The organism is Hyphomonas pacifica (assembly GCF_000682675.1).
Lineage (GTDB): Bacteria > Pseudomonadota > Alphaproteobacteria > Caulobacterales > Hyphomonadaceae > Hyphomonas > Hyphomonas pacifica.
In genome coordinates this window covers 17,304-28,290 of record NZ_AWFA01000031.1, presented here as the reverse complement: position 1 = coordinate 28,290, position 10,987 = coordinate 17,304, and the positions used below count along the sequence as shown (strand labels likewise).

The window sequence follows — 10,987 nt, the reverse complement described above, 5'->3', positions numbered from 1 at the left end:
TTCGGGATCTGGGCGTCTGGTTCTGACCGGTAATAATAGCTATGCAGGCGGCACCCTAGTCGGCCCCGGTACGCTGGTCGGCACCACGTCCTCCATTCAGGGTGACATATTCAACAATGGTATGGTTGAGTTTGCTCAGTCCGTATCGGGCACTTTCAGCGGTGCGATGACAGGCACAGGCGGCTTGCGCAAGCTGGGTGCAGGTATGCTGATGCTGACGGGCAACAGCCAGATGACAGGCAGCAGCTATGTCGATGAAGGTACGCTCAGCGTAAATGGCGTGTTCGGATCCAACATGCTGACTGTTGCGAATGGCGCAACCCTCAAAGGCGTCGGCGGCATCAATGGCGGCATCATGGTTCTGTCCGGTGGTGAGCTGTCGCCGGGTAATTCTCCGGGTACGCTCTATGTGTCCGGCGATGTGACCCTGAATGAGGGATCAATCTTCCTGACCGAGATTGACGGCAATGTGTACTCGGTTGCCGGTGGAGCCGGCAGCTATGATCGCCTGGTTCTGACCGGCGAGGGCGCAACCTTCACGGCTGCGGGCTCTATCAATCCGATTCTGCGCGGTATTTCAGGTGATGCCAACAACAACTACACGCCTGTTATGGGTGACATTTTTACCGTCGTGACAGCAGACAGTGTTGTGGGCACATTCAATGACATTGTTCAGCCTACGTCTGGTCTTGCTGCAAACACGCGTCTCAAAGTCATCTATAATGACGACTCCGTGCAGGTTGCCCTTGTGGCCAACAGTCTGGGCATGGCGGCCATGGACGGTACTATGGGCGGTAATGCTGTCATAACCGGCCTGACCATCGACTACGCAACAGCCAATGGTCAGAATGCAAGCGGTGAACTGTCTGACCTTCTGGACCGGTTTGACGGCCTGAATGAGACGCAGGTGGCCCGTGCCACAGGGTCCCTGTCGGGCGACATGCATGCGCATATCATTGAGAGTACGGAATCTGTTCTTGGCGGCTCCGACGACATGATCATCTCCGCAGCGCGCGGCGACAGAGGTGTTGGTGGGCTGTCTACGCAACTGGATAATGGGATACGTCTCTGGACACGTGCTGAAGCGCGCGGGGCCAGCTATGATCCAGACGGTTACACATGGGGCTTTGACGAGGATGTCTATGGCATCACGGTTGGAGCCACGCTGCTGAACAAGGAAGGCATGAAAGCCGGCATTGCAGGCAGTTACAAGACTGTGGAGCTTTACAATGACACGGCAGACGGTGCCACGAACCATATGCTGTCCCTGTACGGTTATGGTAGCCGCGCCGTGACGACACGTCTGACCCTGTCTGGCCTGGTGGGCTACACCAATGCTTCTGCCAAGGTCAGCCGGACGACGGAACTGGGCACGATTGTAAGCCACTCCCGCGCCAAACAGGACATTAAGGTCCTGCATGCACAGGCCGAGGCTCGCTACAAGGTGCTCGAACGCGGTGGCACTAGTGCTTATGCCATCGCCGGCGTGCGTACAGCCATCTCCAATGTTGATGCCTATGACGAGCAAGGTGATCTGGACTTCACCCAGCTGTCTGTGGGCGGAGAGTCCCGCAGCACGCTGCAATCCAAACTGGGTGCAGAAATTGCCCACACGGTTGCGAAAACAGACTTTGCTCTCTTTGGGAACTGGACCCGCGACTTGGGGGCCAACCCGAGAGTTAAACGTGAAGTCAGTCTCGGCAATGCGATCTGGCAGACGGTGTCTGTGAATCGTGGTCTGGATACCTATAATTACGGTGTCCGTGCCAGCCGCGATGTGACGGATCGTATCGGTGTCGAGATCGAGTATACTGGCCGCTACAACAGCCCGAACTATGATGCCCAACAGCTCATGATCGGTGTGAATGTGGCCTGGTAAGCCCTGACATCCCCCAAAACTAAGCCGGCTGCAGACAGATGCAGCCGGCTTTTTTATACTTTATTATCAGGGAGTGGGCCTGAACAGGTCCATCCTGTCTAGTATTCGTATCTTTCGATGTGCGTCAGTTCCAGCGTGTAGGCTGCATCGGCCAGATCGCTTTCCTGCGTCTTGGTATGAAGCACGCCCTCTACCCAGACAGCCTGCGCCAGATCTTTCAGTTGTATCGGGTCTTCGGTTGAGATGAAGACCGTCTGATTCGGCGGGGGAGGGGGAGAGTGAATGCAGGCGCCAAAGTATGGCACCAGAAGGAATTGCGTGATCTGTGCCTTGGAGCCATATTCAAACGGGACCGTATAGCCAGGAATGCGGACTTTCTTGCCGTCCAGTTCCTTGACCGTATTGAAGGTGCCAATCTGCATCATTGTGTCAGCTGCGGAACCTTCCGCGATGCCGCCTCCGCCATATAGCATGGCCATCTGGCTTTGATACATTTTGGCTAGGCGCTCTTCCTCGCCTTCCGGCATCAGGTCTTCCCAGCCAATCTCGGTGACGCCGCGCGCCTTGATTTCTTCCTGCTTGCGGGCCTGTTCAGCCGCCTTGGCGGCGATGGATGCGTCCTTTGCAGCCTGACGCTCTACGTCGCTTTCGCCAATTTTGTCACCCACTTGCGGACCGTCAGACTTGCTGGTCTTGGCTTGCGAGGATTCCGGGGCGGGCGTTTCTGCGCTTGCTTCCGGGGCCGTGGTGGACTGCCCGCAGGCGGTGATCAGAGCCGCGACGGCAGCTGCGGAGAGAAGGGAAGGGATCTGTTTCATGATGACCAGTCTAAAGTCTGTAGGTGTATCGTGCCAGAGGGGTTAAGCGGTTTACAATCGAACGGACAAGCCATCGGCCAATGAGCGCCGGAAAGCCATCCAGGCAGGGATCGCCCCGGCCAGCAAGGCGGCCAGCGTAACGGCCCCAAGTGTGTAGAGGTCCGTCAGTCCAGGGCCTGTGCCCATCAGGGAGATGCCATAATGCGCCGTGATCATCGGGCCTGCAATGCTCAGGATGAGATGGATCAGGGCAATTCCGATCAGGGCACCAAGGAACCCCACCAAGCCTGCTTCCAGCACCAGCAAGGCAAAGATATGACCCGGCCGTGCGCCGACTGCGCGCAGAATGGACATTTCGCGCCGTCGTTCGTTCAGGCTCGTCAGGATGGAGGTCAGAATGGAAACAATCCCGACTGCGATGACAAAGACCGAGACAGCCAGCAGGGCGCGCTCGGCCATTGCAGTCACGCTCCATAATTCTGCCAGCGCCTGGGAGGGGATGATCGCCATCAGGGGTTCACCGGGATTGGTGTTGATGGCGCGCCGTGTCGTCAGGATGGTTCCCTTGCGTTTCAGCCCGATGAAGATGGCCGTGACCGTTTTCGGGGTTAGATCAAAGCTGCGGATCATCTCTTCCGAGATCGTGTCAGCCAGCGGATTTTTTGCCCCGGTTTCCCAGCCGACATGGATCGCCGTAATCGCCTCCAGGGAAACATGCACGGTGCGATCCACAGGAGTGCCTGTCGGGGCCAGAATGCCAACCACGCGGAAGGGACGATTGTCGTGGCCTGAGCCCAAACTGGCTTTGCCCAGCCCATGTGACAGTACCATAGGAGAGCCGATGTCATAGCCAAGCTCCTTGGCCACATCAGCGCCGATTACCGCATCGAACAAATCATCAAAGCGTTTGCCTTTTGCGATAATGAGATCTTTGTTCCGACCGTATTTGTAATGGTCGAAATAGTCCGTTGTTGTTCCCATGACGCGGAAGCCACGATGGCTGTCGCCCAGTGAGATGGGCACCGCCCAGTCAACATCCTCGCGATGGACAATCTTCTGATAAGTTGGCCAGGAGATTTCCGCGGTCGCATTTCCCATGCGGAATACGGAATAGAGCAGAAGGTTCACGCTGCCGGTTGGTGCCCCGACGATCAGCTCCGTGCCGGAAATCGTGTTGCCAAAACCTTCACGGGCCCCGGTTCGGGCCTTGTCGACCCCCAGAAATAGAGCGACGGATAGGGCCACTGCGACCAGGGTCAGGATGACAGACCCCTTGCGGTTCATTAGGCTTTTCCAGGCAAGGGAGAGGATGGTGTTCATGCCGCGGCCCCCGCTTTGTTGATCTCCCTCAAATCCACGGCGCGATCAAACAGACGCGCAAGGCTGGCATCATGGCTGACAAACAGAAGCGCTGCGCCGGTGCAGGCGGCTTCCTCGCTCAGCAATTCGATGAAGCGGTCGCGCGCATCTGCATCCAGCGCAGAGGTTGGCTCGTCCGCAATCACGATCTCCGGCCCGCCGATCATGGCGCGCGCAGCGGCAACCCTCTGCTGCTGCCCGACGGAGAGGTCAGACACCCGGCGGTCCAGTAGCGCCGTGTCCGTCAGTCCAAGCCGGGCCAGCAGGCGCCGGGCTTCCTCGTCAGTGTCCCCCGAAATGGCCTTGCGCCGTGCCGGAGAAAATTTCAGCGGCAGGGTGACATTTCCTACGACGGACAGATAGGGCACCAGATTGAACATCTGGAAGATGACACCCAGATGGTCAGCCCGAATGCGGTCACGGCTCGCAGGGCGCAGTTTTGCCATATCCTTGCCCAGCACGTTTACGTGTCCCGCGCTAGGCTCCAGCACACCGGCAATCAGACCAAGCAGGGTGGATTTCCCGGACCCGGAGGGTCCGCGCAGGAACAGGCGCTCTCCTGCGTTCAGGTCAAACCGCTCAATATTCAGCACCTCTCCGCCCGAGGGCCAAGAGAAGCGCAGCTCTTCAATCGAGATTACGAGATCAGTCACTGGGATAAGGGCAGGAACGGGCTGGCAGGGGTCAGGGTGGCAGATGTTTGCTTGTCAGCTCCAAGAAACACGGAGGAGACTTTTTCAAAACCGGGATAAAGATCAAATCCTGTGAACATCAAGCCGTCCAGACGGCTGGGGCGGCGGCAATCCCAGACAATTGACAGGGTCAGGGCGGCGTGGTCGCCATTGCGGCGGATCGCGGCTGACCGCTCGACCAGGTCGCACCGCGCATCGCCCATCAATTCTGTCAGGCCCTCGGCATATTGCTCGAAGTCGGTATCTTTCTTTTTCGTGGCCTCAGAGAGGCCGAAGTTCGCTAGCGGTGCATCAACATTTATCGTTATGAAATTGTCTTCTTGGGTAACGGCCAGTTCTGCGGTGCCATGGACATGGGCTTCGCCGCCAGCGTGGTCATGATGTTCTGCCTCAGCGTCAGAATGTTCTTCTGAGTGATCTTCAGAATGCGTATCATGCATGTCCGCAGTCTCATCATGAATTGCGTCTTCCATCGCGGAAGGTGCGCCGCGGGCATCCGGCATTTCCGCTGTCATCGGCGCCATCTCGGCGGATGAAGCCTCTTGAGAGATGTGTTCGGAAGAGGGATTGCAGGCGGCCAGCAGGGCCAGCAATCCGCCAACGCAAAGCAGGCCAGCTCCGCGGCCAGATGTCTTGTTCATTCAAACGCTCCAGTCATCCTGTCCGGTGAACTGCGTAAAGCAAAAAAATCTGCTCGCAAGCCCTGTAATGATACCATATAACATTTTCCGCAAGGCCGCAGATGCGGTTACCGGCCGCACGCCCCTATTCTGCCTATTTGACTGACTCATATATGTTCACTTCTATGCAAGCCCCCATGTTCTTTGGCTTGATCGCGGCTTTTGTGACCACGATCGGGCTGATTGCCGTGTCCACACGCGGGGACTGGAGCGCGCGCTTTTCTGCCGTGATGGGCTTGGCGGCGGCTGGCATGTTGATCACGCTCAGCCTGCTGCACATTGCCCCGGAAGCGTTCAAGCTTAGCCAGAATGCGCCGGTTTACATGCTAGCTGGATTTCTTGGCGGCTTGGTGCTCCACTTTTCCCTGCACACATTCTTTCCGGAACGTCCTGACTTGGCGCGATCTGCTGCGATTACGCCAATCATTGCCATCGCAATCCACTCCCTGCTGGATGGGGTCATCTATTCGGTTACCTTTGCGGGCAGTTTCTCGTCCGGTGTGTATGCTGCGGTTTCCCTGATCCTGCATGAATTCCCGGAAGGCGTGATCGCCTTTGCCATTCTGCGCCGGCACTCTTTCAGCAACCGCCAGTCATTCCTTTTTGCCTTCCTTGCGGCCTCCGCAACCACCCCGCTGGGCGTTCTGATCTCTTCGCCGTTCATGTATCTCATGGGGCCGGATGTGGTCGGGTCTCTATTCGCAGCGTCTGCAGGCCTGTTGCTCTATGTCGCGACCGGCCCGCTGATGGAGCCGCTCAAGGGAGAGCCCCCTTTGCGCAGCCTGCTTGCATTGAGCATCGGGGTTCTGACGGCTGTCGTCATTTCTCTTCTGCCGGTTCATGACCATGAACACACAGACGCAGATGACCATGATCATTCCCACGAACTCATGCAGGCCCCGCACCCATTGCCCGAGCCGATCCGCTAGGGCGCGGGCTTTTCATCAGGTCGATGCCAGCCATAGCGGCATGATGCTTGCAGGTTTTTCTCCTTTACGGGCGGCTTTAACCTTACAAGCGGATGAAAGGGATTTCCTAACCGCTTGGTGCCTAAACTGTCCTGATAAAAAGGGATGGTGTGCCATGTGGCAGCTAAAAAGACTGACATATCTGGGCTGTTCAGCCCTCGTTTTCGGGTTGGTCGGCTCTCAGGGACAGGGCAATCTCGCCTCTGCCAGTTTGCTGCAGAGCGACCATGTCCAGATTTTGCCAGGCAGCGTCGTCCTGATTCCACATCCACTTCCGGCCATGGAAACACCCGCAGCGCGTCAGGTGTATCTGGATGTCGCGGCAGGCCGGGGCGCCGCAGCCAAGCAGGCCCGCAATGCAGCGATCTCCAGCTGGCTCGGCGGCTTGCACGATGCCGGTCTGGCCGATTTCTCTGTGCACCATATGGATAAGGGCGTGATCTACGAAGTGCGTCTGCGCCATCCGATCGAGATGGCGAAAGTATCTGCCTTGTGGGTGGCTGTCCCGGATGGGCTGGACCTGCCGTCTTCGGTTCTGCTGCATCAGGCCAGGGCAGGGGGGAATTCCACGCTGGAGCTGCAGTCCTGCACCTCTAAGGAAACCCTTGCAAAATCCAAGGCCGGTATCACGCTGGATAGCGCCAAGGAGAAGGCAGTTTCGCGTCTGAATGACTATCTCGACGCACCGGACCCGATGCAGGTCAATGTGGTTGGCGGCCCTCAGACAGAGTGCCGCGAACTGGCAAACATGCTGCCCAGCCTGACAGAGCGTTAGGCTGCGCGGGTATTGATTGCTGCCAGTCTCTCGGCGGCGGCTTCATCCGCATCGCGCATCGTGAACCGTTTTGTGAACTGGGTCACACGCGGGGCGATTTCCGTGCGGAAGCGATTGCCATTGAACACGCCATAATGCCCGACGCCCGGCTGGATATAGTCCGCCTTCATATCATCCGGCAGCTTGCTGCACAGATCATGCGCTGCCTGTGTCTGACCGATTCCGGAAATGTCATCCTTCTCGCCTTCCACCGTCATCAGCGCGACATCGCGCACCTTGGATGGCTTGACCAGACGTGTGCTACGATAGCGGAATATCCCGCGTGCCAGATGGTGTTCCTGGAATACGCGAACGATGGTTTGCAGATAGAATTCCTCCGTCAGATCCAGAACGGACAGGTATTCATCATAGAATTCGCGGTGCTTGCCGGCATTATCGCCGTCGCCATCGACCAGATGGTTGAAGAACTTCCACTGCGCATCGACATGGCGCGACCAGTTCATGTTCATAAAGGAGGCCAGTTGCACAAAGCCCGGATAGACACGGCGGAACACGCCGGGATACGGCGCTGGCACGGTGTGGATCATGTTCTCTTCAAACCAGGATAGGGGGCGTTCTTCCGCCAACTGGTTCGGCACCGTCGGGCTCTGGCGGCAATCAATGGGAGAGCCCATGAACGTCATCGTGGCCGGGCGGGCCGGATCATCATCCTCGGCCATCATGGAAATCGCAGCCAGAACCGGCGGGCCCGGCTGGCACACGCCCAGCACATGCGCGCCGGGACCTACATGGGTCAGCATGCTGCGGATATGGTCTATATAATCATCAAGATCGAAACGGCCGAGCCAGACCGGGCTCATACGGGCATCCTGCCAGTCCGTGATGTAGACATCATGCGTGGGCAGGAACGCCTCCACCGTGCCGCGCAGAAGCGTGGCATAGTGGCCGGACAGCGGCGCCGCGATCACCATGCGGGGCTGAGGGTCAAGGCGCTTTGCGTCGCGCGCAGCTGCCAATGCGGCAGGATTTTTGCGGAAATGGACCAGATTGCACCATGGCGAATGCCAGGCGACAGTCGGTATGACGGGCACAGGCGCACTGTTGATTTTTACGCTGTCGATGCGCCATTCTGGCTTGCCATAATAGCGGGTGGCACTTTCAAACACGTCTGCCATTGCAGACAGGGATTTACCGTAATCTGTGTTGCTTATGGGATTAAAGGGCGAATTCAGCGCGGCGCGGCTGGCGCGGGCGGCTAGGCGAACAGGCGCCATCGCGGCACGATTCATTTCAACGAGCGAGTAAAGCATCAGATTACAAGCCTTCCATGTTGCAATGCAGCATAAGTGTCAAAATCCGGCAGAGCAAACGGATTCACCAGACAGGCGCAAGTTTGATGGCTAAGGAAGCCTTGGCAAAATCAGTTGATTTGGCCTGTTTCCTCCAGCACCCGATTAAAGCTGCGCTGGTAAATTTCATCTCTGTAATGGAGCTGACAGGCCATGTTTCTCAAATGCCAACCCAATCCGCATAAAGGTGGCCGCATGACGCGGGCTCTGGTCTATGAGCAAGCGCCGGGTCAGGTTTTCGCAATTGACGCCGAGACCCTGCATAAACATCCGGAATTATTGAATGATTTTGGTCGCTATATGCATGCCCGCTTCCGCATACTGGACGCTCTAGCCTACCTGATCTGCCTGCTCGGTGTGCTGGCCTCAATTGCCTATGTCTGGTGGATGTTCATGCCGGGTCTGGCGGTGTGCGTGCTGATGCTGTCGGTTAATCGCAAGACGGCCGGTTCCATCGCTCGCAGCGCAGCCCGCAAATCTGCAGACAATTTCCGCAAGCTGCACGAAATGGGATGCCTCTGGCTGGTTTATGTCTAGCGGTCAGATGCCAACCATGGCCAGGATTGCCGCAATGATGGCAATCAGCGTGAACATCAGCGACAGGCTGACCGATACTGCCCGCTGACCCTTTCGGCTGGTGCGCACGCCTTTCGGGTTCTTTCCGGTCTTGGGCGCGAGCATCCATCTATTCGAAAAGAAGCCAAACGCGGCCAGCAGTGCTGTGACGCCTGCGGCCCAGCTGCTGGACAGTAGAAACAAGGCCCCCGAGGCCAGCATCATGCCGGCAATCGGGGTAGAGGTCATGTGCAGCAATTCACGCACATGTCGGTCGGCCCGGCTGCCATCCAGCTTGTCATAGCTGCAATTGGGCGAGGCGATCGCGGCGACCCAGGAGGCCCCGATCGCCATGGCGCAGCAGATCAGACCCAGATGTGTTGAAGTAGCGGCGAATCCCTGAAGCATGGGTGCAAGTATGCGCAGGATTCGCCCCTTCGCCTAGCGAAAGAGTGTGACCCGCCGCGTCTTCAGGGCTTAGCCGAGCGCTATTTCGTACACTTTGGCGTAATCATCTGCGCTCATCGGCTTCGGATTGCCGAAATGGGCCAGATCCTTCAGCGCATAATCGACAATGCCAGGCCCATCTTCTGCGGTCAGTCCAATTGCCGAAAGATTGTCCGGAATGCCGATATCCGCATTCAGTTCTTCAATCGCCTGGGCAAGGTCTGCGCCGGGTTTAAGGCCCATAGCCTGGCGCAGGCGGGCATATTTCGCGTCTGCGGCGCCCTCGTGGAAGCGAAGGATATGCGGCAGGAATATTGCGTTCAGTGTGCCATGGTGCAGCTTCTTCTCATGCAGGCGGCCCGCCGCGTGAGACAGGGCGTGCACGCCCCCAAGTCCTTTCACAAAGGCCAGCGCGCCTTCATAACTCGCCATCATCATGTGCCAGCGGGCATCTGCATCCGAGCCATCCTTGACCGCCTTGCGCAGCCAGCCATCCCCGATGGCGCGATAGATGCCTTCATAGCCAATACCTTCTGCCGGTGGGTTCACACTCGGCGCCAGCACGGCTTCGATACAATGGGTAACGGCATCCATGCCTGTGGCCGCGGTGAGGTGAGGGGGAAGGCCGAGGGTCAGGTCCGGGTCGCAAATTGCGGTTGCCGGGATCAGATTCGGTGAGACAAAGGTTTCCTTGCGGCCGTTATTCATCGTCACGATCATCCCCACAGACACTTCAGAGCCTGTGCCAGACGTGGTGGGAATGGCGATCAGCGGTGCGACCTTGCCGATTTTCTTGGCCCCGCCCGTAATCGCGGCATAGGATTCCAGCGGTTCGTCATGGCTGGCCAGCAGGCAGACGGCCTTGGCCAAATCCATGGAGGATCCCCCTCCAAGGGCTATGACACCGTCTGCACCGCATTCCTTGTAGCGGGCTGTCGCTTCGTCGACCTGCTTCTCGGTCGGGTTTGAGACGGTTTCATCGAATACGCCAGCCGGGGCAACGCCGAGGGCGTCTTCCACCTTGCCCAGGATTCCAGCGGTCTTGATACCCTGGTCTGTAACGATAAAGGGGCGACTCATGCCGAGTCTCTTTGCGGTTCCAGCCAGCTGTTTGAGCGCACCGGAGTCAAAGATGCATGTGGTCAGATAGGTGATGACGGGCATTTGGGTGTTCCTCGCTGGGGCTTTTTCCTCTGCGCCCATCTGCCCCAGCGTCAGGGCAAAGTTCAAGCCTGACCGTGGGAAAACCCTTCCGGCATAGGCTTTGTGAGGCTGATATTGCGTGAAGGGGAAGGGAGTGCAGATTATGGACCCTCTGGGGGCCGTTTCCCGTCGCACGAAGACCAAGATGACGAGGGGCTGGCAGGTCGGCAATTGGGGGGAATACCTAGTCGCGCGGCTGTGTCGCGCGACACGCGCCCGCGCGTCAAACTGCACGCTTATCTTTATCAAAACAGGGGTCTAG

The 10,987-nt window shown here is 57.9% G+C and carries 12 protein-coding genes; 5 read left to right on the top strand and 7 right to left on the bottom strand.

Annotated elements, in window-relative coordinates:
- The coding region (locus HY2_RS10525) for an autotransporter family protein (RefSeq protein WP_146617197.1) at positions 1-1,879 on the top strand (1,879 nt) is incomplete at its 5' end.
- A 98-nt stretch (positions 1,880-1,977) separates the two neighbouring features.
- Here HY2_RS10525 and HY2_RS10520 read toward each other — a convergent pair.
- From HY2_RS10520 to HY2_RS10505, 4 genes are read right to left on the bottom strand one after another with little or no spacing between them, the layout of a single operon-like run.
- The gene (locus HY2_RS10520; RefSeq protein WP_034827379.1) at positions 1,978-2,697 is read right to left on the bottom strand and encodes a DUF3299 domain-containing protein; all 720 of its coding nucleotides are present in this window, start codon (positions 2,695-2,697) and stop codon (positions 1,978-1,980) included.
- A 51-nt stretch (positions 2,698-2,748) separates the two neighbouring features.
- Positions 2,749-4,017, bottom strand: coding sequence for an ABC transporter permease (locus HY2_RS10515; RefSeq protein ID WP_034827378.1), 1,269 nt, complete (start codon positions 4,015-4,017; stop codon positions 2,749-2,751).
- A complete protein-coding gene (locus tag HY2_RS10510) occupies positions 4,014-4,709 on the bottom strand; it encodes an ABC transporter ATP-binding protein (RefSeq protein ID WP_034827375.1) in 696 nt (231 codons plus the stop codon). The genes HY2_RS10515 and HY2_RS10510 overlap by 4 nt, the downstream gene beginning before the upstream one ends.
- On the bottom strand, positions 4,706-5,389 hold the full coding sequence (locus HY2_RS10505; protein ID WP_034827373.1) for a ZrgA family zinc uptake protein: 684 nt from the start codon (positions 5,387-5,389) through the stop codon (positions 4,706-4,708). Before HY2_RS10505 ends, HY2_RS10510 begins: the two co-directional genes overlap by 4 nt.
- A gap of 176 nt (positions 5,390-5,565) precedes the next feature.
- Between HY2_RS10505 and HY2_RS10500 the strand changes: the two genes are divergently transcribed.
- Entirely contained in the window at positions 5,566-6,357 is a 792-nt protein-coding gene (locus tag HY2_RS10500; protein WP_158534016.1) for a ZIP family metal transporter, read from the top strand.
- A gap of 154 nt (positions 6,358-6,511) precedes the next feature.
- Positions 6,512-7,171, top strand: coding sequence for a hypothetical protein (locus HY2_RS10495; RefSeq protein WP_034827372.1), 660 nt, complete (start codon positions 6,512-6,514; stop codon positions 7,169-7,171).
- Here HY2_RS10495 and HY2_RS10490 read toward each other — a convergent pair.
- Positions 7,168-8,481 carry a polyhydroxyalkanoate depolymerase gene (locus HY2_RS10490; protein ID WP_051594914.1) on the bottom strand — a complete coding sequence of 438 codons (1,314 nt, stop codon included), beginning with the start codon at positions 8,479-8,481 and terminating at the stop codon, positions 7,168-7,170. The two genes, HY2_RS10495 and HY2_RS10490, sit on opposite strands and share 4 nt — an antisense overlap.
- Positions 8,482-8,567: 86 nt before the next feature.
- Here HY2_RS10490 and HY2_RS10485 point away from each other — a divergent pair, with 86 nt between their 5' ends.
- Together HY2_RS10485 and HY2_RS10480 are read left to right on the top strand one after the other, a co-directional pair.
- Positions 8,568-8,705: a hypothetical protein gene (locus tag HY2_RS10485; RefSeq protein ID WP_155836550.1), complete on the top strand. Its 138-nt coding sequence runs from the start codon at positions 8,568-8,570 to the stop codon at positions 8,703-8,705.
- Positions 8,706-8,715: 10 nt separating this feature from the next.
- Positions 8,716-9,057 carry a hypothetical protein gene (locus HY2_RS10480; protein WP_034827370.1) on the top strand — a complete coding sequence of 114 codons (342 nt, stop codon included), beginning with the start codon at positions 8,716-8,718 and terminating at the stop codon, positions 9,055-9,057.
- A gap of 3 nt (positions 9,058-9,060) precedes the next feature.
- Here the strand turns inward: HY2_RS10480 and HY2_RS10475 are convergent, their stop codons facing one another.
- Both HY2_RS10475 and HY2_RS10470 read right to left on the bottom strand, forming a co-directional pair.
- Entirely contained in the window at positions 9,061-9,429 is a 369-nt protein-coding gene (locus HY2_RS10475) for a hypothetical protein (RefSeq protein ID WP_162173284.1), read from the bottom strand.
- A 123-nt stretch (positions 9,430-9,552) separates the two neighbouring features.
- Positions 9,553-10,686, bottom strand: a complete 1,134-nt coding sequence (locus HY2_RS10470) for an iron-containing alcohol dehydrogenase (protein ID WP_034827369.1) — start codon at positions 10,684-10,686, stop codon at positions 9,553-9,555.
- Positions 10,687-10,987 lie beyond the last annotated feature (301 nt).

What these genes read in the sequence shown, in the direction of transcription:
- HY2_RS10475 (WP_162173284.1), bottom strand. Translation starts at nt 9,429, where the DNA reads ATGGCGATCGGGGCCTCCTGGGTCGCCGCGATCGCCTCGCCCAATTGC.
- HY2_RS10520 (WP_034827379.1), bottom strand. Translation starts at nt 2,697, where the DNA reads ATGAAACAGATCCCTTCCCTTCTCTCCGCAGCTGCCGTCGCGGCTCTG.
- HY2_RS10500 (WP_158534016.1), top strand. Translation starts at nt 5,566, where the DNA reads ATGTTCTTTGGCTTGATCGCGGCTTTTGTGACCACGATCGGGCTGATT.
- HY2_RS10485 (WP_155836550.1), top strand. Translation starts at nt 8,568, where the DNA reads ATGGCTAAGGAAGCCTTGGCAAAATCAGTTGATTTGGCCTGTTTCCTC.
- HY2_RS10480 (WP_034827370.1), top strand. Translation starts at nt 8,716, where the DNA reads ATGACGCGGGCTCTGGTCTATGAGCAAGCGCCGGGTCAGGTTTTCGCA.
- HY2_RS10505 (WP_034827373.1), bottom strand. Translation starts at nt 5,389, where the DNA reads ATGAACAAGACATCTGGCCGCGGAGCTGGCCTGCTTTGCGTTGGCGGA.
- HY2_RS10470 (WP_034827369.1), bottom strand. Translation starts at nt 10,686, where the DNA reads ATGCCCGTCATCACCTATCTGACCACATGCATCTTTGACTCCGGTGCG.
- HY2_RS10515 (WP_034827378.1), bottom strand. Translation starts at nt 4,017, where the DNA reads ATGAACACCATCCTCTCCCTTGCCTGGAAAAGCCTAATGAACCGCAAG.
- HY2_RS10490 (WP_051594914.1), bottom strand. Translation starts at nt 8,481, where the DNA reads ATGCTTTACTCGCTCGTTGAAATGAATCGTGCCGCGATGGCGCCTGTT.
- HY2_RS10495 (WP_034827372.1), top strand. Translation starts at nt 6,512, where the DNA reads ATGTGGCAGCTAAAAAGACTGACATATCTGGGCTGTTCAGCCCTCGTT.